The 19,546-nt window shown below is 70.5% G+C and carries 19 protein-coding genes; 9 read left to right on the top strand and 10 right to left on the bottom strand.

From position 1 onward, the window contains the following. Positions 1-59: 59 nt before the first annotated feature. Both EV193_RS25900 and EV193_RS25895 read left to right on the top strand, forming a co-directional pair. Complete coding sequence (locus EV193_RS25900) at positions 60-629, top strand: TetR/AcrR family transcriptional regulator (RefSeq protein WP_207222803.1); 570 nt, start codon at positions 60-62, stop codon at positions 627-629. Positions 630-660: 31 nt separating this feature from the next. Continuing rightward, a complete protein-coding gene (locus tag EV193_RS25895; RefSeq protein WP_130347395.1) occupies positions 661-1,539 on the top strand; it encodes a phosphotransferase enzyme family protein in 879 nt (292 codons plus the stop codon). Here the strand turns inward: EV193_RS25895 and EV193_RS25890 are convergent. From EV193_RS25890 to EV193_RS25880, 3 genes are all read right to left on the bottom strand, one after another. Beyond that, positions 1,494-2,087, bottom strand: coding sequence for a DinB family protein (locus EV193_RS25890; RefSeq protein ID WP_130347393.1), 594 nt, complete (start codon positions 2,085-2,087; stop codon positions 1,494-1,496). The genes EV193_RS25895 and EV193_RS25890 overlap by 46 nt on opposite strands. A 63-nt stretch (positions 2,088-2,150) precedes the next feature. Continuing rightward, positions 2,151-2,690, bottom strand: coding sequence for a GNAT family N-acetyltransferase (locus EV193_RS25885; RefSeq protein WP_207222802.1), 540 nt, complete (start codon positions 2,688-2,690; stop codon positions 2,151-2,153). Further along, on the bottom strand, positions 2,687-3,472 hold the full coding sequence (locus EV193_RS25880) for an amidohydrolase family protein (RefSeq protein ID WP_130347391.1): 786 nt from the start codon (positions 3,470-3,472) through the stop codon (positions 2,687-2,689). The genes EV193_RS25885 and EV193_RS25880 overlap by 4 nt, the downstream gene beginning before the upstream one ends. Positions 3,473-3,872: 400 nt before the next feature. Here EV193_RS25880 and EV193_RS25875 point away from each other — a divergent pair, with 400 nt between their 5' ends. Then, on the top strand, positions 3,873-4,583 hold the full coding sequence (locus tag EV193_RS25875) for a MerR family transcriptional regulator (protein WP_130347389.1): 711 nt from the start codon (positions 3,873-3,875) through the stop codon (positions 4,581-4,583). A 105-nt stretch (positions 4,584-4,688) separates the two neighbouring features. On the opposite strand, the gene EV193_RS25870 is transcribed toward EV193_RS25875, so the two are convergent. Next, entirely contained in the window at positions 4,689-5,939 is a 1,251-nt protein-coding gene (locus EV193_RS25870) for an aldehyde dehydrogenase family protein (protein WP_242613670.1), read from the bottom strand. 74 nt (positions 5,940-6,013) lie between these two features. On the opposite strand from EV193_RS25870, the gene EV193_RS25865 reads away from it, so the two are divergent. Continuing rightward, on the top strand, positions 6,014-6,781 hold the full coding sequence (locus EV193_RS25865; RefSeq protein WP_130347387.1) for a class I SAM-dependent methyltransferase: 768 nt from the start codon (positions 6,014-6,016) through the stop codon (positions 6,779-6,781). 92 nt (positions 6,782-6,873) lie between these two features. Here the strand turns inward: EV193_RS25865 and EV193_RS25860 are convergent, their stop codons facing one another. Together EV193_RS25860 and EV193_RS25855 are read right to left on the bottom strand one after the other, a co-directional pair. Then, complete coding sequence (locus EV193_RS25860; RefSeq protein WP_130347385.1) at positions 6,874-7,611, bottom strand: S1 family peptidase; 738 nt, start codon at positions 7,609-7,611, stop codon at positions 6,874-6,876. 113 nt (positions 7,612-7,724) lie between these two features. Beyond that, positions 7,725-8,129 (bottom strand): hypothetical protein, encoded by a 405-nt coding sequence (locus EV193_RS25855; RefSeq protein ID WP_130347383.1) that lies wholly within the window; start codon positions 8,127-8,129, stop codon positions 7,725-7,727. Between the two features lie 236 nt (positions 8,130-8,365). Between EV193_RS25855 and EV193_RS25850 the strand changes: the two genes are divergently transcribed. Together EV193_RS25850 and EV193_RS25845 are read left to right on the top strand one after the other, a co-directional pair. Continuing rightward, positions 8,366-9,292, top strand: a complete 927-nt coding sequence (locus EV193_RS25850) for a diacylglycerol/lipid kinase family protein (protein ID WP_130347381.1) — start codon at positions 8,366-8,368, stop codon at positions 9,290-9,292. Between the two features lie 214 nt (positions 9,293-9,506). Beyond that, the gene (locus EV193_RS25845) at positions 9,507-9,761 is read left to right on the top strand and encodes a WhiB family transcriptional regulator (RefSeq protein WP_130347379.1); all 255 of its coding nucleotides are present in this window, start codon (positions 9,507-9,509) and stop codon (positions 9,759-9,761) included. 123 nt (positions 9,762-9,884) lie between these two features. On the opposite strand, the gene EV193_RS25840 is transcribed toward EV193_RS25845, so the two are convergent. Then, the gene (locus tag EV193_RS25840; protein ID WP_130347377.1) at positions 9,885-11,405 is read right to left on the bottom strand and encodes a sensor histidine kinase; all 1,521 of its coding nucleotides are present in this window, start codon (positions 11,403-11,405) and stop codon (positions 9,885-9,887) included. 6 nt (positions 11,406-11,411) lie between these two features. Further along, positions 11,412-11,627, bottom strand: coding sequence for a biotin/lipoyl-binding carrier protein (locus EV193_RS25835; RefSeq protein WP_130347375.1), 216 nt, complete (start codon positions 11,625-11,627; stop codon positions 11,412-11,414). 129 nt (positions 11,628-11,756) lie between these two features. Here EV193_RS25835 and EV193_RS34815 point away from each other — a divergent pair, with 129 nt between their 5' ends. Then, positions 11,757-11,831, top strand: coding sequence for a 50S ribosomal protein bL37 (locus tag EV193_RS34815; protein ID WP_096498094.1), 75 nt, complete (start codon positions 11,757-11,759; stop codon positions 11,829-11,831). Positions 11,832-11,891: 60 nt separating this feature from the next. Here the strand turns inward: EV193_RS34815 and rsrA are convergent, their stop codons facing one another. Both rsrA and EV193_RS25820 read right to left on the bottom strand, forming a co-directional pair. Continuing rightward, the gene (rsrA, locus tag EV193_RS25825; RefSeq protein ID WP_130347373.1) at positions 11,892-12,200 is read right to left on the bottom strand and encodes a mycothiol system anti-sigma-R factor; all 309 of its coding nucleotides are present in this window, start codon (positions 12,198-12,200) and stop codon (positions 11,892-11,894) included. Beyond that, positions 12,197-12,868 carry a sigma-70 family RNA polymerase sigma factor gene (locus tag EV193_RS25820; protein ID WP_242613669.1) on the bottom strand — a complete coding sequence of 224 codons (672 nt, stop codon included), beginning with the start codon at positions 12,866-12,868 and terminating at the stop codon, positions 12,197-12,199. Before EV193_RS25820 ends, rsrA begins: the two co-directional genes overlap by 4 nt. A 350-nt stretch (positions 12,869-13,218) precedes the next feature. On the opposite strand from EV193_RS25820, the gene ybaK reads away from it, so the two are divergent. Both ybaK and EV193_RS25810 read left to right on the top strand, forming a co-directional pair. Continuing rightward, on the top strand, positions 13,219-13,695 hold the full coding sequence (gene ybaK / locus EV193_RS25815) for a Cys-tRNA(Pro) deacylase (protein WP_130347369.1): 477 nt from the start codon (positions 13,219-13,221) through the stop codon (positions 13,693-13,695). 208 nt (positions 13,696-13,903) lie between these two features. Then, complete coding sequence (locus EV193_RS25810; protein ID WP_130347368.1) at positions 13,904-19,372, top strand: ATP-binding protein; 5,469 nt, start codon at positions 13,904-13,906, stop codon at positions 19,370-19,372. The last annotated feature ends 174 nt before the right edge of the window (positions 19,373-19,546 follow it).

Below are 19,546 nucleotides of genomic sequence, written 5' to 3'. Positions count from 1 at the left end.
GACCGCCTCCTCTACATCTGTAGTAGGTACTCTACACACGTAGTAGACAGGGAGACACCGTGACAGCCACCACCGACCGTCGCACCGAGTTGACCGACGCGGCCATCGCCACGCTCGCCGAACTGGGCATGCGCGGCCTGACCCACCGCGCCGTCGATCGCGCGGCGGGGGTCGCGGAAGGCTCGACGTCGTACTACTTCCGTACCCGTGAGGCACTGCTCGAAGCCACGGTCGCGCGACTGTCGGACCTGACCTTGAGCCGGATGGGCGCGCTGCCGCGGCCGGCGACCACACTCGACGGTCTGGCGGACATGATCACCACCTGGGTGAGCGCGATGGTGACCGAGGGGCGCGCCGCGCTGCTCGCGCGCTACGAGCTGTCGCTGGAAGCGACCCGGCGGCCGGCCCTGCGCGAGCACCTGCGGCGCACCGGCGCGGTGTTCCGCGAGCTGGCCACCGAGCAACTCGTCGCGATCGGCACGCCGGACGCCGAGCGCCGGGGGCGGGATCTGGTCGCCTACCTCGACGGGCTGATGTTCGACGAGGTGGCCGGCGCGGGCGGCGGGACATTGGACCGGGACCGCCTCGCCGCCGCCGTGCGCGACCTGCTGGGAGTGCTCACCGGGTAATCGATTCGACACGCGTGACACGATCGCCGGCATGAGTTCGGCGGTGGACGCGGCGATCGGCCTGGCGCGCTCACTCGGTGTGCGCGCCGGCGAGCCGGAGGTGCTGTCCGACGGCGCCAACGTGATCGTCCACTTGCGACCGGCGCCGGTGGTCGCACGGGTGGCCACGTTGACCGCGCTGATCCGGCCGGGCGTGGCCGCGTGGCTCGGCCGCGACATCGCGCTGGCCGAATTCCTTGCCGCGCAAGGGGTTCCGGTGGTGACACCGTCTGCGGACCTGCCGCCAGGGCCGCACGAGCGGGACGGGTTCGCGATCAGCTTCTTCACCTACGTGGAGCACGACGACGTCACGCCGTCGCCGGCCACCGTCGGCGCGATGCTCGGCGAGTTGCACGCGGCGCTGCGCTCCTACCCCGGCGAACTGCCGTCCGGCGGGCCGTTCGACGACACCGAGCAGAGCGTCGTGTTCCTTGCCGCGTCCGGTGCGATCACCGGTGAACAGGCCGAGCTGTTCCGCGCCGAGGCCGACCGGCTGCGCGGCGCGCTGGCCGGCGTCCCGGTCCAGCCGCTGCACGGCGACGCGCATCCCGGGAACCTGATCGCGAGCCGGAAAGGCTTGCTGTGGAACGACTTCGAGGACACTTGGCGCGGGCCGGCGGCATGGGACCACGCGTGTCTGGCGAACACGCGGCGGCTGGACGGGTGGGCGGCGCTGGAGGCGTTGCCGTCACCGCCCGACGCCGAGGCGCTGGACGCGTGCCTCGCGCTGCGCCGGCTGTTCGGCGTGCTGTGGCGGCTGGTCTTCGCGGACCGGTTCCCGCACCGGCGCGCCGAGGCCGAGGCGCACCTGGCGTCGTGGCTGGATCAGCGCTCGGCCTCGCGGGCGGCGCGCTCCAGGCGCTCCCGGTAGGTCGCCCACCACGCCTGGTCGCCGGGTGCCATGTTCATGTTGTCGTTGTCCTGGCGCACCCCGACCGTGCCGTCGATCAGCTCGCGCACGATGTCGGCGTGGCCGGCGTGCCGGTGTGTCTCGGCGATGACGTGCACGAGAATGCGGTGCAGCGTGACCGGCGCGCGATCCTTCGGCCACCACGGGACGGTGCCCGGCGAGTCCAGGTCAAGTTCGGTGATCGTGGCGTCGGAGTGCGCCCACGCGCGGTGGTACAGCGCGACGATGTCCTCGCGTGACTGGTCGGGAGTGGCCCACATGTCGGCGTTGACCTCGGCGTCGTCCTTGATCCACGGGAGCGGCTCGCCGTGCGGGCGGGCGAAGGTGTCACCGAAGTAGCCGAACTCGACGGTGGCGACGTGCTTGATCAACCCGAGCAGGTTGGTGCCCGTCGGGGTGAGCGGCCGGCGGATGTCGTACTCCGACAGTCCGTCCAGCTTCCACAGCAACGCCTCGCGCGCACTGCGCAGGTAGAGGTGCAGGTCGGCCTTCGGGTCCCAGGTGCTCATGCCGATCAGCCTCCCATCTCACGCCTGAGGTGAGTGAGTGCTCACCCCCTGGTAAGTAAACACTCACCCATCCGGCGACGCTCCCCACGGCGAGGCGAAGACCAGATCGTGTCCGTCCTCCCCGGGCCCGTCCAGTTCGGGCGCCCGCACCAGTCCCGCTTTCGTGGCGACACGCGCCGACGCGACGTTTGCCGGCCGAACCCGCGCCACGACCGACAACGCCGGACGATGCGCTCGCGCCCACTCCACGGCCGCCGTCGCCACCTCCGTGCCGACGCCATCGCCCCACGTCGAGGGCGCGAGCCGGTACAACAGGTTCAGGATCGGGCGCTCGTGCCAGGTCATGATCTTCAGGCCGCAGAACCCGAGCACGGTTGACGCAGCCGCTCGGCGCACCACCCAGTAGCCGAATCCGTGGCGAGTCCAATGCTCGTCCCACCGCGCGAACAGCGCCTCGGCTCCGGCCCGGTCGGCGAGCGCGTCGGACGGGTTGTGCGCACAGGCACGCGGATCGCGGTGGACCTCGAGGATCGCGTCCACGTCGCCGAACTCCGGGCGGCACAAGGACAAGCGCGCCGTCCTCAGCCGCTCGTGGTCCGTCACGGACGAAGGCTACCGAGATCGACACCCGGTGGCAGGTGCTCCATCATCCGGTCGAGTACCCGGCGGAACTGGGCATGCAGCGAATCGGTCAGCTCGCGCTCCGCCGGGCCGCCGAGGAACACAGTGCGGTCGTGCTCGACCCCGCCGCGCCAGATCCGCGAGATCGCCCGCGTCCTGGCGATGTCCGTGGTGGGATCGCCGTCCACCAGCAGCAGATCGGCGCGCTGTCCACTGTGGACAGTGCTACGGTCGGCCAGCCCGTAGCGAACCGCCGGCACCGACGTGGCCGAGCGCAGCGCGTCCGCCGGTGAGAGTCCCGCGCGCACCAACAGCTCCAGATCGCGGTGCAGGCTCGCGCCGTGCACGGTGCCCGGATTGGGCGCGTCGGTCCCCGCGAGGACGGTCACGCCCACGGCAGCCAGCTTCGCCACGTTCGCGAGCACTACGCCGAAGTCCGGCGGCTCGCCCGCCCAACCGCCTGGCGAGTAGCTCAGAAACTCTCGCCAGGGCCCGCCCAGCAGGGGCTCGAGGTCCGGGTCGTCGAGCAACGCGGCACCGCCGGGCTCGCCGCACACGTTCTCGATGGGCGCCAGCGTCGGGGTCACCGCGACGCCGCGTGCGGCGATCTCGGCGATCAGATCGTCGGGCAACGGGTCGGTCGGAACGTGTTGCAGGACAAGGACTCCGGCGTCCACCGCGTGCGCGACCACCGTCAGCCCGTGTGCGCGGCCGGCGGCGGCCAGCGCGTCGAGGGTCGGCCGGTCCAGGCCCGGCATGGACATCGGCGTCTTCGCCCGGCATCGTAGATGATCTTGAGATAGTCGGAGCCGTCGTCGATCCTGGCGCGCACGAACTCGTCGGCCTGCTCCGGTCTGGTGGCGTACGGAACGGCGCGTACATCATCGACGGGTGACCGCCCGGCGCGGTCGCACCGATCCCCGACGAGCGCAGATCGGCGGTGTCGCAACGGTTCGCGGCGTCGTGCCTCAGGGCGCGCACGAGGTCGGGCTTGCTGAACATGTCCAGCTCGGTGGTCACGCCGAAAGGCCAGCGCCTGCTCCAGCGCGCCGGGCAGCACGTGCGTGTGCGCGTCGATCAGGCCCGGCAGCAGCGTGCCGCACGGTCGTTGAAGTCGTCATGGCGGCACGGTAAAACCTCACGTGACGTGAGGAGCAAGTGCGAATGACGACGTGGAAGGTCGGCGAGCTGGCCGCGATGACCGGGCTCACCGTGCGCACGCTGCACCACTACGACGAGATCGGGCTGCTGCGGCCGTTAGGGCGGACGGCGGCCGGGCACCGGCTGTACGGGCAGGCCGACGTGCGGCGGTTGTATGCCGTGATCACGTTGCGGGACTTGGGGATTCCGCTCGACCAGATCGCCGGGATGCTCGACGGCGAGCCCGACATCGCCGGCATGCTGCGTGATCATCTGTCCAGAGTGGACTCTCAGCTCCAGGCGTTGCGCACGTTGCGCCGCCGGCTCGCGGTGCTCACCGCGCACGCCGACCGCACGCCGGAGGCGGCCGAGTTGCTCGACCTGCTGGACCATTCCCGGAAGGCGCAGCAGACGTTCGAGCGATACTTCACCGAGGAGCAGATCAGCGCGCTGGACGGGTCCACGATTTCGGAGTGGCCGCGGCTGATCGCCGCCGTACAGTCCGAAATGGACAGTGGCACGGATCCGGCGCACCCCCGGGTGCGACGCCTCGCGCGCGAGTGGATGCGGCTGCTCGAACGATTCCACGGCGACGACCCGAACGTGCGGGACTCGCTCTACCGGATGCGCGCCGACAACAGCGACGAGATCGCCGACCACGGTGGCCCGACCGACGAGATGATCGACTACATCAAGCGCGCCAACGCCCCGCGAGTTCCACCTCCAGCACGCTGAGTCCCGCGCTCAAGCAGGCCGGAAGGTGCGACTCGTGATGCACAGCGCGGGACTCGCCGGTGCACAGCGCGGGACTCGCGGGTGCGGGGCGCGGGACTGGCGAGGTCAGGCGGGGAGGACGGCGAACTGGCGCAGGCAGAGGTCGGTGTAGGTGACCGGGCCGCGCGGGCCGGGGACCTTGTCGATGTTGATGCCCGTCTCGGGGACGCCGAACAGCTTGAACCCGTCCAGCAAGCGCGTCGGGGCGTTCACGAAGACCCCGGTGCCGTTGTAGAGCGACAGGAACTCGTCGACCGCGGCCTGATCTTCCGACACGATCGCCGCGGCCAGCCCCGAGGTCTCCTCGTTCGCCACGCGCGCCGCGTCGGCTGGACCGTCCACTGTGGACACCGTGACCGTCGCCTCTCGCGCGGAGTCCAGTGCCCACTCGTAGCCGAGCGGGTGGTCGTGCGGCGGCCAGGACGCGGTCACTCCGGCGTCCGCCAGAGCCTCGGATACCAAGGGCCGCAAGGATTCCGCGACCGAGGAGTGCACCAGCAGCAGGTTCAGCCGGTTGCACACGCCCAGCCGGTCCAGGCTCGCCGTGATCAGCTTGGCGGCCAGTGCGGGATCGGCGCCCGCGTCCAGGTACAGCACACCGCCGCCGTCCGCGTGCGCCAGCGTGCGCACGCCGTGCCCGGCCGCCGTCATGGCCAGCAAACGCGTGCTCTCCCCACTGCCGCGCAGGATCACCAGCGGCACCGTGTCCGGCTGGGACACCAGCGCGGCGGCCGCGGCACGATCGGCCGTCGGCACCAACTGGATCACCCGCTCGTCGATCCCCGCATCGGCCAACGCCGGCGCGATCACGTTGTGCAGCAAGGAAAGCGCCGACCGCAGCGCGGCCGATCCGGTGCGCAGCACACCCGCGTTGCGCGACTTCACCAACTGCGACGCCACGTCCACGGTCACGTTCGCGCGCGCCTCGTAGTTCGCGCCGATCACCCCGACCGGACGCCGCCGCTCGACCAGCCGCAGCCCGCCGTCCAGATCCCGCACGTGCCGCTCCGGCTCCGGGTGCGGCACCGCGGCGAGCAGGCGCAACTGCTCGGCCATCGCGTCCAGCCGCTCCTCGGTCAGCCGCAGCCGGTCCCGCAGGCCCTCGCTCATGCCGGACTCGTGCGCGGCGGCGAGGTCCGCCTCGTTGGCCTCGAGCACCTCGGCGCGCGCCGAGACGAGCCGCTCCGCCATCCCGACGAGCGCCGCGTCGACGTCGGCGGCGGCCGCGTTCGCCAGCGACGGCGCGGCGCTCTTCGCCGCCTCCGCGCAGCGCGCGACCACGTCTTGCACCCGCTCAGCAGACGCTGCACCCGTCACCGTGCCAGTCACCGCGACCCCTTCGACCGTTCCACAGGAGAGGTATAAGTGTGCAATACGCACAGGGAGGGCCGATGACCGGAGCGACAACGTCCACCGCGGCCACGCGCAAACTGCTCACGCTGCTGGACGAGCCGCCCGCCGAGCCGGACGTGTCACGGGGCTATCTGGACCTGCTCGACGAGGGCGACCGGCCGGACCCGGGCCTGATCCAACGCCTGATGCGCACCTCGCTGGTGCCGCGGATCTACGAGCACTACTGGCGGCCGAGCCTCGCCCGCCTCGCGAAGGGGCCAATCGGGCCGAGCATGGCCGGCGAGCACCGGATCGCGAGCGACATGCTGGCCCTGCGTCCTGGCGACACCGCGCTCGACGTCGCGTGCGGCACCGGCGCGTTCACCCGCACCTTCGCGCGCACGGTCGGCTCCGACGGGCTGGCGATCGGCCTGGACGCCTCGCCGACGATGCTGGCCCGTGCGGTCGCCGAGACCAACCCGGCCAACGTCGCCTACCTGCGCGGCGACGCCGTCCACCCACCGCTGCGGGCGTCCATTGTGGACGGTCTGTGCTGCTACGCGGCGCTGCACCTGTTCGCCGATCCGGCCGCCGCGCTGGACGGGTTCGCCCGGGTGCTCAAGCCCGGCGGCCGGCTCACCGTGCTCACCACGCTGCGGCCGTCCTGGCAGCCGCTGCGCGCCGTGGACTCGCTCAGTGTGGCACTCAGCGGGCAGCGCATGTTCGACCGCGACGAGCTGGCGAACCTGTTGCGTAACAAGGGTTTCGGCGACATCGACCAGCGTGCGCACGGCGTGATCCAGATCGTGGGGGCCACCAAAGAGTGACGCGAGGCGTCCACTGGGGACGATCGCGTCACATTCGATGGGGCCGTTGTCACCCGGCACGTGGCCCTCGCGGCCGGGTGACAACGGAGGCATCAGACTCCGGCGATGGACTTCACCCAGTCGCGGTACTGAGTGATGTTGCCGTAGGTCGAACGGGTCTGGCGGTCACTGGTGGACGCCACGCCCACCTGGACGTCCTTGCCGTCGGCGTTCTTGGCGAACATCGGCCCGCCCGAGTCGCCGCCCGCGGCGATGCCGTCACCGCGCTTGACACACACGGCCTTGCCGCCGCGGTAGTCCTGGCAGGAGCCGTCGACGGCGGTCACCTCGGTGTTGGCCACCTTGAGGTGCTGCGACTGGCACTCGATCTCCGGCTTGTCAGTGCAGGTGGCACCCCAGCCGTAGAGCTGGACGGTCTCGCCGACCTCGGCGTCGCCGGGGTTGCCCAGCGGCGAGTAGGTGGCCTGCACCTCGTGGTCCAGCTCGACCAGTGCGAGGTCGGCGTCGGGGCTCTCGTGCACCTTCACACCGGTGGCCTTCTCGCCCTGGGTCTGGTCCAGGTTGCCGATGTGGAAGGTGAGCTCGCCGGCACCGTCGACGCAGTGCTGGGCGGTGAGGATCCACTTCGGCGCGATGATCGTCGAGCTGCACGCCTCGCGGCCGTCGTTGAACTGGCGCGCGGCCCACGGGCCGGACTTGGCCAGGTCGCCGTCGATGATCCGGGGCCCGACCGGTCCGGACGGCTGCTCGGGCGCGGCCATCGCCGGCGACGCGCCGAGCACGGTCAGGGCGACACCGGCTACCACGGCGCCGATTCGGAGTAAACGCATAGAGTTACCTCGATCCAACGGGTCATCCCGCAACAGGGGCTGGTCGTGGCCCCAAGCGTCACCCGATCGAGGAATAACGTGTACCCGCCGTTAGTCGGGAAAAGCGACGAGCGTCACTCCGAGGTGTCGCGCTCCTCGTGGAGGTCGGCGAACCAATCGCGCGCCTTCGGACCGAGCAGCAGGGCGAGCGCCACCACGCACAGCACGCCGATCGGGAACCCGTATTCCGGGCGGCTCGACGGCCCCGCCGCGTAGAGGGCCACGCCGAGCAGCAACAACTCGGCGACGATCGCGGGGCTGCGCGCCCACCGCTTGCCGAGCAGCAGACCGATCCCGCAGGCCAGCACGCCGCCGGCGATCACCGTGAAGTACGCGGCCTCGCCGTAGGGGTTCACACCCGGTGTCGACGGCGCCTTCACGATCAGCAGTACGGCGAACACGATGCCCGCGATCCCTTGCAGCGCAACGAGAATCCCGGCGCCGCGAATCGTGTTGGGAGCCTCGGTGGCAGCCGACATGATCACCCTTCTGCTGGGCTGTGACCCTGCGTGTCAAGCCCCGCGATCCTATGCCACCCGTACGGGCGTACCGTCATGCGGAGACACGAGAGAAGATCGCTGTGTCGACCTCGTTGGTCCGGTCGTTTGGGTGCGACATTCAACCGGTGATCGCGAGCGGAGGCGGCGAGCATGAACGGCGAGAGGAGCGTCACCGGACAACCTCGATCGGCACTGTTCTGGCTTACCCTGCGGTAATGCGCGCAGTGCTGGTGGTCAACCCGCAGGCGACGGCGACCACGCCGGCCGGCCGTGACGTGCTGGCGCACGCACTGGCCAGCGAGGTCAAGCTGGACGTCGTTGAGACCGACTACCGCGGCCACGCGATGGTGACCGCGGCCCAGGCGGCCGAGGACGGCACCGACCTAGTCGTGGCCCATGGCGGCGACGGCACGGTGAACGAGGTGGTGAACGGCCTGCTCGCGGGCCGGCGGACCGGTGGCCCGGCGCTCGGCGTGGTTCCCGGCGGTTCGGCAAACGTCTTCGCGCGCGCCCTCGGACTCCCGTGCACGCCGGTCGAGGCGACCCACCGGCTGCTGCACGCGATCGAGGAGGGGCGCTCCCGGCAGGTCGGCCTCGGCCAGGTCCGCCCGGACGGCGCGGGCGCGCGCTGGTTCACCTTCAACGCGGGCGTCGGCTGGGACGCCGACGTGGTCGCCGACGTCGACCGCAAGCGCGGCAAGAAGACCAGCCCGACGCTGTACGCGCGGGTGGCCGTCGCGCGGTACCTGCGCCAGGAGCGCAAGGCACCACGGATGACCGTGCAGATCCCCGGCGAGGAGGCCGTCGAGGGCCTGCGCACGGTGTTCGTGTCCAACACCGACCCATGGAGCTACCTCGGCAACCGGCCGGTGCACCTGAACGCCGGGTGCACCTTCGACGGCGGGCTCGGCCTGTTCGCGCTGCGGTCGCTGGCCGCGCCGACCGTGCTGCGACACCTGAGCCAGGCCCTGTCCAAGCGCGGTGAGCAGCGCGGACGCCGGATGGTGCGGCACGACGACGTGCAGGCGATCCGGGTGGTTTCCGAGCGGCCGATGCGGGTACAGGTGGATGGCGACCTTCTGGGTGAACATCAGCGGGTCGACTTCCTGGCGGTGCCACACGCACTGTCGGTTGTTGCGTGATCGAGACCTGATCCAGGGTCCCCCACTCGTTGCCGCATCGTTGCAATCCGCATCGAAGCAGGTCAACCAGTCGATCTATCGGGTGAGTTCTGGCACTGGTTTTCGGTAAACCCTTGACATCTAGCTGGTTCGTGAAAGCATTCACAAGCACCCCAAACGACCGTATGACCACCATTGGCGCGTCTCCCCGCGCCCGAACGAGGAGCAACGAGAAATGGACTGGCGCCACCGCGCGGCCTGCCGTGACGAGGACCCCGAGCTGTTCTTCCCCGTGGGGAACAGTGGTCCCGCGCTGCTGCAGATCACCGAGGCGAAGTCCGTCTGCCACCGCTGCACCGTCGCTTCCCAGTGCCTGACCTGGGCGTTGGAGAGCGGACAGGACGCCGGCGTGTGGGGCGGAATGAGCGAAGACGAGCGTCGCGCGCTGAAGCGCCGCACCGCTCGCACCCGGGCTCGCAGCAACGTCTGAGCGAGACCACACAACGCAGAATTGCGACGTGCGTTCGCCCTCGCGCGAACCACGTCGCTCTTTTGTTTCCCGAATGGACTGTCCACTGTAGACAGTCCATTCGAAACGCCTGGCACGAACGGCTCAGCGGCGGCGCAGCGGGATACGCAGCGCCGCCTCGGTGCCCATGCCCGACTGGCGGCGGCCGAGCGACAGCGAGCCGCGCAGCTCCGACTCGACCAGCGTGCGCACGATCTGCAGGCCCAGCCCCTCGGTGCGCTCCAGCGAGAACCCTTGCGGCAGACCGGTTCCGTCGTCGGACACCAGCACGTCGAGCCACTTCGCCGAACGCCGCACACCGACCACGATCTCCCCGGCGCGCTCGCGCGGGTAGGCGTGCTCCATCGCGTTCTGCACCAGCTCGGTGAGCACCAGCACCAGCGGGCTGGCCAGCTCCGCGGAGATCACGCCGAACTGCCCGTCCCGCCGGACCTGGACGTGCGTCTCGGTCGTCGCCACCGAGCCGATCACCGGAATCACCTTGTCCAGCAAGACATCCAGGTCCACCCGCTCGTCCACCGAGGTGGACAGCGACTCGTGGATCATGGCGATCGCGGACACCCGGCGCACCGACTCGGCCAGCGCCTGCTTCGCCTCCGCGTTGCTCGTCCTGCGTGACTGCAGCCGCAGCAGCGCGGCCACGGTCTGCAGGTTGTTCTTCACCCGGTGGTGGATCTCCCGGATCGTGGCGTCCTTGCTCATCAGCGCGCGATCACGCCTGCGGACCTCGGTCACGTCCCGGCACAGCACCAGCGCGCCGGCCGGCTTTCCCAAGGGGCGCAACGGAAGCGCGCGGAACAGCACCGACGCACCACGGCGCGACTCGGCCTCGGTGCGCGTGGTGTGCTGCCCGTCCAGCGCGGCGATAATGCGCTGTGCGACCTCGGTCGCGTCGAACGGATCGGAGATCAGTGTCCGGGTCAGCGGGGCCAGCCGTGCGCCGACCAACTCCTCGGTGAGCCCCATCCGGTGGTACGCCGACTGCGCGTTCGGACTCGCGAACACCACCGCGCCGGAGGTGTCCAGCCGCAGGTACCCGTCACCGACGCGCGGGCTCGTGTGCACGTCCGAGGACGGCTCCGAGCTGGGGAACGTGCCGTCCGCGATCATCTGGCACAGGTCGGCCGCGCCGCCGAGGTAGGCGATCTCCAGCGGGCTGGGTACCCGCGGCACGGCCAGGTTGGTGTCCCGGGACAGCACGGCGATCACGCCGCCCTCGAACATCACCGGGATCGTCTCTCGGCGCACCGGCACGCCGAGATACCACTGCGGGTCCTCCTCGCGGCAGACCCGCTCCTCGACGATCGCGCGCCGCAACTGCGGGTGCTCGGCCGCGGTGACCACGCTGCTCACGATGTCCTCGGCGTGCGCGGTCGGCGCCGTCGTGGGGCGCGCCTGCGCGACGCAGAGGAACTTGGCGTCGCCGGGTTCGTCCCGCTGGTGCTCCTCGTTGCCGTGCTCCCCGCTGAGATCCACCCACAGCAGGAAGTCCGCGAAGGACAGATCGGCCAGCAACTGCCACTCCGCGACCACCAGTTGCAGGTGGTCGACCGCCACACCGGGCAGACCGGTGTGCTCCGCGAGCAGGTCAGCGAGGGTGGACATGCGCTCCTAGTCGATAACGGCGATCAGGTCGTGTTCCTGAACGACATCGCCTTCTTTGACGGCGAGCTTGCTCAGCGTGCCGGCGGACTCGGTGAGGACCGGGATCTCCATTTTCATCGACTCCAGGATGACCACCGTGTCACCTTCGGCCACGGCCTGCCCCTCCTCGGCGACGACCTTGAGCACGTTGGCCACGATCTCGGCTTCGATCTGCTCGGCCATGGCCGGTCCTCCTCGCGGACAGCTTCGGGCAACCATTCAATCCAACCATGAGCGCACCCGTGAAGGTCGACAACGAGCGCGTGGCAGAATTGTCGGGTCACGTAGGGGCAGTTACCCGGAGGAGTTCTCATGTCGAAGCGCGCCCGCAAGCGTCGCGACCGCAAAAAGGGCGGCGCCAACCACGGCAAGCGCCCCAACGCCTGAGGCTGTTGACGAAGCGGCCCCGGTGACCACTCGGTCGCCGGGGCAGTTTCGTGTCCGGGGTCAGCTCTCGTCTCTCAACTCGATCTCGGTGCGCTCGACCCGCACGCCGCCCTTCTCGAGGATCGTCTTGCGGATCGAGGCGCGCAGCCGATCCTTCAACGCGTCCGGGGCGTGCTCGCCGCCGCACTTGCGGGCGAGCAACACCTTGAGGTGTTCCTCCAGGTCGTAGCGCTCGAGGCACGGGCTGCACTCGTCCAGGTGCTGCTCCAGCTTGGCTCTGCGAGTCTGGTCGCACTCCTGGTCGAGGAACAGCCACACCTCGGCGAGCACCTCGGAGCAGTCCGTCTCGTGCGGCTTGCCGCAACTCATGGCTCCGACACCTCCTGCTTGCCCGCGCGCACGAATCCGCGCTCTCGGGCCAGGTCGCCGAGCTGGTCGCGCAGCTGCCGCCGGCCGCGGTGCAGCCGGGACATGACCGTACCGATCGGGGTGCCCATGATCTCGGCGATCTCCTTGTACGCGAAACCCTCGACGTCGGCCAGGTACACGGCGAGCCGGAACTCCTCGGGCAGCTCCTGCAGGGCGTCCTTCACGTCGCTGTCCGGCAGCCGGTCCATCGCCTCGACCTCGGCGCTGCGCAGACCGCGGGATGTGTGGCTCTCCGCCTTGGCGAGCTGCCAGTCGGTGATCTCCTCGGTCGGCTGCTGCACCGGCTGGCGCTGACGCTTGCGGTAGCCGTTGATGTAGGTGTTGGTCAGGATCCGGTAGAGCCACGCCTTGAGGTTCGTGCCATCGCGGAACGACTCGAACGCCGCGTACGCCTTGAGGTAGGTCTCCTGGACCAGGTCCTCGGCGTCGGCCGGGTTGCGGGTCATCCGCATGGCTGCCGAATACAACTGGTCGATCAGCGGCATGGCGTCCCGCTCGAACCGCGCGACACGTTCGTCGGCGGTCTCCTGGGTTTCGGTGCTCGGCACCGCGCTCCCTTCCAACCGACCGCTGGCGCGACCGGTCGCTCGCGACGTACCCGCGCTCATTGTCGAGTGCGCATGGGACGGTCCCGAGGATACGCGGCGGCCGGCGGGGCGGCAGTTGGCACGGCGCGGCTTCGTCTCGTTCACCTGATCGGTCAGCACGTGCGGAGTAACGCCTGCTCCGGTTGGCGCATTCCCGGAGCGCACCGAGCAGCCGTGAGTGTGACCTCCGCCCCGCGCACCGCCTTACGTGCACCACCTTCACATTTCCGGCCACTTGTTGATCTTGTCTGACCTGGGCTTTCTCCGTGGCCGAGGGACTTTAGCGGGCTAAAGTACGCAAGGGGGCGTTGGAGCTGTTGTCAAGTTTTGGGCGGGAACGCGTCGATCAGCCGAGCCGTAGAGTGATCCACGTGGCAGGTAAGGGCACTCCGGCGACCGCGCTGCTGGCCAAGCGGAAGATCGCGCACACCGTGCACACCTACGAGCACGACCCCCGGCACGAGTCCTTCGGGCTGGAGGCCGCCGAGGCGCTCGACGTGCCGCCCGAGCGGGTGTTCAAGACGCTGCTCGCGGACGTGGACGGGAAGCTGGTCGTCGGAATCGTGCCGGTCGTCGGTCAGCTCGACCTGAAGGCGCTGGCCGCGGCGGTCGGCGGCAAGCGGGCGAAGATGGCCGACATCACGGCCGCGGAACGGACCACCGGCTACGTCGCAGGCGGGATCTCCCCTCTGGGGCAGCGCAAGCGGCTGCCGACCGTGCTCGACTCGTCGGCGTCGCAGTTCCCGACGATCCACTGCTCCGGCGGGCGCCGCGGTCTGGAGATCGAACTGGCGCCCGGCGATCTGGTCGGCCTGCTGGACGCGACGGTCGCCCCCATCGCCGGCTGATCTTTGTGGCCGATCGTGCGTGAACAGGGGTCTAGGGGTGTGGCCTGGGCCTCCGATTGTTGGTTTCCTACAACGTGGCAGAGCAGGCATGCACCGGACGGGACATAGGTGTACCGGCCGGTAATCAAGGAGGGTGTAGCCAGGCGCGGGCGGCGCTCGAGACCCACGACGTCGCCTTCTGTGCGGGGTTACTCGGGAGGTTTCGCAGGTGTTCAGTCGTGTCGCCATCGTCAACCGTGGTGAGGCCGCCATGCGGCTCATTCACGCCGTACGGGATCTCTCCGCGGAAACCAGGACACGGATCGAGACGGTCGCGCTCTACACCGACGAGGACCGTGGTGCGACCTTCGTCCGGGAGGCGGACGTCGCGTATCCACTCGGGCCGGCGTCGGCCAGGCCGTACCTCGATCACGCCGTACTGGAGCGCGCGCTGGTCGAGACCGGCGCCGACGCCGCGTGGGTCGGGTGGGGCTTCGTCGCCGAGGACCCGGCGTTCGCCGAGCTGTGCGACAAGATCGGCGTCACCTTCGTCGGGCCGAGTGCCGAGGCGATGCGCAAGCTCGGCGACAAGATCGGCGCCAAGCTGATCGCCGAGGAGGTCGGCGTCCCGGTCGCACCGTGGAGCCGGGGCGAGGTCGCCACCCTGGAGGACGCGCTGCGCGCCGGCGGCGAGATCGGCTACCCGCTGATGCTCAAGGCCACCGCGGGCGGCGGCGGACGCGGCATCCGCAAGGTCACCTCGGCCGACGAGCTGGCCGACGCCTACGAGCGCACCAGCCAGGAGGCGCTGCGCGCGTTCGGCTCCGGCGTGGTCTTCCTCGAGCGCCTGGTCACCGGCGCGCGGCACGTCGAGGTCCAGGTGATCTCCGACGGCGAGACGGCGTGGGCGCTGGGCGTGCGCGACTGCTCGGTGCAGCGGCGCAACCAGAAGATCATCGAGGAGTCGGCGTCGCCGGTACTCGCCCCCGAGCAGACCGCCGAGCTGAAGGCGTCGGCCGAACGGCTCGCCGTGGCCGTGAACTACCGCGGCGCCGGCACGGTCGAGTTCCTCTACCACCCCGGCGAGAAGCTGTTCGCCTTCCTCGAGGTCAACACCCGCCTGCAGGTCGAGCACCCGATCACCGAGCTGACCACCGGCACCGACCTGGTGAAGCTGCAACTGCACGTGGCGGGCGGCGGCAAGCTGGACGGCGCGCCGCCTGCAGAGATCGGCCACGCCGTCGAGGCGCGGCTCAACGCCGAGGACCCGGACCGCGACTTCGCGCCGGCCCCCGGCCGCATCGCGCGGCTGGCCCTGCCCGCCGGGCCCGGCATCCGGGTGGACACCGGCGTCAGCGAGGGTGACACGATCCCGGCCGACTTCGACTCGATGATCGCCAAGATCATCGCCTACGGCCGGGACCGGAACGAGGCGCTGGCCCGGCTGCGCCGCGCGATGGCCGAGACCACGGTGATCATCGAAGGCGGCGCGACCAACAAGAGCTTCGTGCTCGACCTGCTCGACCAGCCCGAGGTGATCGACGCCAGCGCGGACACCGGCTGGATCGACCGGGTGCGCGCCGAGGGCCGCCTGGTCACCCACCGGCACTCCGCGATCGCCCTGGCCGCGGCCGCGATCGAGGCGTACCAGGACGAGGAGGAGATCAGCCGGCAGCGGCTGCTGTCCACCGCGCACGGTGGCCGGCCCCAGGTGCAGCACGAGAGCGGCCGCCCGCTCGGCCTCAAGCTGCGCGGGGTCGACTACCAGGTGTCCGTGACCCGGATCGGCCAGACGCGGTTCCGGGTCGGCGTGTCCGGCGGCTCGGACGTGCGCACCGCCGACGTCGAGGTCGAGCGATTCGACAAGCACAGCGGCCAGATCGTGGTCAACGGGCACCGCTTCCGGCTGGTGTCGGCCACACACGGCCCGATCCACCTGGTCGAGGTGGACGGCGTCACGCACCGGATCAGCCGGGACGAGGGCGGTGTCGTGCGCTCCCCCGCGCCCGCGCTGGTGGTCGCCACGCCGCTGTCGGCCGGCGACGAGGTCGAGTCCGGCGCGCCGATCCTGGTGCTGGAGAGCATGAAGATGGAGACGGTGCTGCGCGCGCCGTTCCGCGCCAAGATCCGCGAGTGCGCGGTGTCGGTCGGCAGCCAGGTGGAGACCGGCGCGCCGCTGATGCGGCTGGAGCCGCTCGCCGAGGAGGGCACCGCCGAGGACACCGCGGCCAGTGCCGCCGTCGAGATCGACCTGCCCAACCGTCCCGCGTACGTGCCGCCGGCCGAGCGACTCGAACGGGCCCTGCGCGACCTGCGCGGCCTGCTGCTCGGGTTCGACGTCGACCAGCAGGATCGCAAGGCCGTGCTGGCCGATTTCCTGTCCGCGCGCGCCGAACTGGGCAGCCGGCCGTCCGACGGCGAGCTGGACCTGCTGTCGGTGTTCGCCGACCTGTCGGAGCTGAGCCGCAACAAGCCGGTCGGCGATATCGAGGTCGAGCCGGGCAGCCCGGTGCACAGCCCGCGCGAGTACTTCCACAGCTACCTGCAGAGCCTCGACGTCGAACGCGCCGGGCTCACCGAGAGCTTCCAGGCCAGCCTGCGCAAGGTGCTCGGCCACTACGGCGTCACCGACCTGGATCGCACGCCGGAGCTCGAGGCGGCCGTCTTCCGGATCTTCCTGGCCCAGCAGCGCCTGGCCGAGGACGTGGCCGTGGTGTCGGAGGTGCTGCGGCAGTGGCTGGCGGTCGCACCGCCGGCCGAGCCGCTGCGCGAGCGGGCCGGGCTGGCGCTTGAGCACCTGGTCGAAGCCACCCAGGTGCGCTTCCCCGCGGTGTCCGACCTGGCCAGGGGTGTGGTGTTCCGCTGGTTCGCCCAGCCGCTGCTGCGCCGCAACCGCGCCAAGGTCTACGCCGCCGTGCGCAACGAGCTGCGTCACCTCGATCAGAACCCGGACGCGCCGGACCGCGCAGAGCGAATCCAGGCCATGGTGGCCAGCGCCGAGCCGCTGGTGCGCCTGATCGGCCAGCGGATCGCGCGGCCGGGCCTTGACCACGCGCCGCTGCTGGAGGTGCTGACCCGCCGCTACTACGGCAACCGCGGCCTGACCGGCGTCACCGCGCGGGAGGCGGCCGGCTGCCGGTTCGTCACCGCCGAGCACACCGGCCCTGAGGGTGACACGCGAGTGGTCACCACCGCCGTGGACATCGCCGCGTTGCCCAAGGCGATCGACGCGGTCGGCGGGTTCGCGACCGGGGACGCGCTCGGGGGCGCGCTGGTCGCCGATCTGTACGTCACCTGGGAGGACCAGCCCGACGCGGACGCGATCGCGGTGCGGCTGGGCGAGATGCTGGCCCAGCACCCGCTGCCGTCCAGCATCGGCCGGATCACCACGACCGTCGCCGGCACCAGCGGCGCGGTCATGCACCACCACTTCACGTTCCGCCCGGACGGGGAGTCCTTCACCGAGGACCGGCTGATCCGCGGCCTGCACCCGCAGATCGCCGAGCGGCTGCAGCTGCACCGGCTGCGCGAGTTCGACCTCACCCGGCTGCCGTCCGCGGACGAGGAGATCTACCTGTTCAAGGCGGTCGCGAAGAGCAACCCGGCCGACGAGCGGCTGATCGCGCTCGGCCAGGTCCGCGACCTCACGCCGCTGCGCGAGACCGACGGCCGGCTGGTCGCACTGCCGGCGCTGGAGGACACGGTCGCCGGATGCCTGGACGCGATCCGCAACATCCAGGCGCAGCGGCCGCAGAACAAGCGGTTCGACACCAACCGGATCATGTTGTACGTCTGGCCGCCGGCCGACCTGACCCGCGACGAGCTGGACACGCTGGCCAAGCGGATCCTGCCGACCACGGCGGGCGCCGGGCTGGAGGAGATCCAGTTCCTGGCCAGGGAGCGCGCCGAGACGGGTGAGCTGACCGAGGTCGCGGCGCGGATCACCATCGATCCGGGGCACGGCTCGCACATCGACGTCGGCGAGCCGTCCATCGAGCCGGTGCAGCCGCTGGACGACTACCGGCTGAAGGTGCTGCGCGCGGCGCGGCGCGGCAACGTCTACCCGTACGAGCTGACCGGTCTGCTGGCCGGCCCGACCGGCCGGTTCGTCGAGCACGACCTGGACTCCTCCGGCGTGCTGGTTCCGGTGGACCGGCCCAAGGGGCGCAACACGGCGGCGATCATCGCCGGGGTGGTCAGCACGCCGACCGAGCGGCACCCGGAGGGCGTCACCCGGGTGTTGCTGCTCGGCGACCCGACCAAGGCGCTCGGCGCGCTGTCGGAGCCGGAGTGCACGCGGGTGATCGCCGCGATGGATCTGGCCGAGCGGATGAGCGTGCCGCTGGAGTGGTTCGCGGTGTCGGCCGGCGCGCGGGTCTCGATGTCCTCGGGTACCGAGAACATGGACTGGGTGGCCGCCGCGCTCAAGCGGATCGTGGAGTTCACGCAGAACGGCGGCGAGATCAACATCGTGGTCGCCGGCATCGCCGTCGGCGCCCAGCCGTACTGGAACGCCGAGGCCACAATGCTCATGCACACCAAGGGAATCCTGGTGATGACGCCCGACTCGGCGATGGTGCTCACCGGCAAGCAGGCGCTGGACTTCTCCGGTGGTGTGTCGGCCGAGGACAACTACGGCATCGGCGGCCACGACCGCGTGATGGGGCCGAACGGCCAGGCGCAGTACTGGGCGCCGAACCTGCCGGCCGCGCGGGACGTGTTGATGGCCTACTACGAGCACACCTACGTCGCGCCAGGCGAGCCTGCTCCGCGCAAGGCCGAGACCGCCGACCCGGCCGACCGCGACGTGTCGAGCTACCCGCACCCGAACGTGGGCAGCGACTTCACCACGGTCGGCGAGATCTTCTCGGCCGAGCACAACCCGGACCGCAAGAAGCCGTTCGACATCCGCACGGTGATGCGTGCGTTGTCCGACCAGGACCACCCGGTGCTGGAGCGCTGGGCGGGCATGGCCGACGCGGACACCTCGGTGGTGCAGGACGTGCACATCGGCGGGCAGCCGGTCTGTCTGATCGGGATCGAGTCGCGGTCGGTGCCGCGGCGCGGTTTCCCGCCAACCGACGGCCCGGACACCTACACCGCGGGCACGCTGTTCCCGCGATCGTCGAAGAAGACCGCACGGGCGATCAACTCCGCGTCCGGCAACAGGCCGCTGGTGGTGCTGGCGAACCTGTCCGGGTTCGACGGCTCACCGGAGTCGCTGCGCAAGCTCCAGTTGGAGTACGGCGCGGAGATCGGCCGGGCGATCGTCAACTTCGACGGGCCGATCGTGTTCTGCGTGATCTCGCGGTATCACGGCGGCGCGTTCGTGGTGTTCTCCAAGGCGCTCAACCCAAACATGACCGTGCTCGCGCTGGAGGGCTCGTTCGCCTCGGTGCTCGGCGGTGCTCCGGCCGCGGCCGTGGTGTTCTCCGGCGACGTGAACAACCGGACGGCGACCGACCCCCGGGTGACCGAGTTGCAGGCGCGCGTCGCGGAGACCAGTGGTGCGGAGCGGTCGGCGTTGAACGCTCAGCTCGCCGAGGTGCAGTCGGCCGTGCGGGCGGAGAAGGTGGGCGAGGTCGCCGCCGAGTTCGACCGGGTGCACAGCATCCAGCGCGCGGTGGACGTCGGTTCGGTGGACGCGATCATCAGCACGGCGGAGCTGCGCCCCAAGATCATCGAGGCGCTTGTTTGATATCGAGGGCAAGGTCGCCGAGTCGGCTCCGCCGACGGCCTGTGGTTGTTTTGCTTTGGTGGTTGCGGGCCGCGAGGTGGGTGGCTGGGTTGCGTGGGTGGTCCAGTCACGCCACCTCCACGACAGCGGGCTCGTTCCTCGCCCGCTGTCCCTCCGGCGTCGTAAGGGCGACCG

Origin of the sequence: Herbihabitans rhizosphaerae (genome assembly GCF_004216555.1) — a bacterium.
Taxonomy (GTDB): Bacteria; Actinomycetota; Actinomycetes; order Mycobacteriales; family Pseudonocardiaceae; genus Herbihabitans; species Herbihabitans rhizosphaerae.
Note: the sequence above shows the minus strand (reverse complement) of the source record. Positions and strands in the feature narration are given on the sequence as shown.

What these genes read in the sequence shown, in the direction of transcription:
- EV193_RS25835 (WP_130347375.1), bottom strand. Translation starts at nt 11,627, where the DNA reads ATGGCCGAGCAGATCGAAGCCGAGATCGTGGCCAACGTGCTCAAGGTC.
- EV193_RS25855 (WP_130347383.1), bottom strand. Translation starts at nt 8,129, where the DNA reads ATGTCGGCTGCCACCGAGGCTCCCAACACGATTCGCGGCGCCGGGATT.
- EV193_RS25895 (WP_130347395.1), top strand. Translation starts at nt 661, where the DNA reads ATGAGTTCGGCGGTGGACGCGGCGATCGGCCTGGCGCGCTCACTCGGT.
- EV193_RS25890 (WP_130347393.1), bottom strand. Translation starts at nt 2,087, where the DNA reads ATGAGCACCTGGGACCCGAAGGCCGACCTGCACCTCTACCTGCGCAGT.
- EV193_RS25850 (WP_130347381.1), top strand. Translation starts at nt 8,366, where the DNA reads ATGCGCGCAGTGCTGGTGGTCAACCCGCAGGCGACGGCGACCACGCCG.
- EV193_RS25840 (WP_130347377.1), bottom strand. Translation starts at nt 11,405, where the DNA reads ATGTCCACCCTCGCTGACCTGCTCGCGGAGCACACCGGTCTGCCCGGT.
- EV193_RS25860 (WP_130347385.1), bottom strand. Translation starts at nt 7,611, where the DNA reads ATGCGTTTACTCCGAATCGGCGCCGTGGTAGCCGGTGTCGCCCTGACC.
- EV193_RS25820 (WP_242613669.1), bottom strand. Translation starts at nt 12,868, where the DNA reads ATGAGCGCGGGTACGTCGCGAGCGACCGGTCGCGCCAGCGGTCGGTTG.
- EV193_RS25880 (WP_130347391.1), bottom strand. Translation starts at nt 3,472, where the DNA reads ATGTCCATGCCGGGCCTGGACCGGCCGACCCTCGACGCGCTGGCCGCC.
- rsrA (WP_130347373.1), bottom strand. Translation starts at nt 12,200, where the DNA reads ATGAGTTGCGGCAAGCCGCACGAGACGGACTGCTCCGAGGTGCTCGCC.
- EV193_RS25875 (WP_130347389.1), top strand. Translation starts at nt 3,873, where the DNA reads ATGACGACGTGGAAGGTCGGCGAGCTGGCCGCGATGACCGGGCTCACC.
- EV193_RS25865 (WP_130347387.1), top strand. Translation starts at nt 6,014, where the DNA reads ATGACCGGAGCGACAACGTCCACCGCGGCCACGCGCAAACTGCTCACG.
- EV193_RS25845 (WP_130347379.1), top strand. Translation starts at nt 9,507, where the DNA reads ATGGACTGGCGCCACCGCGCGGCCTGCCGTGACGAGGACCCCGAGCTG.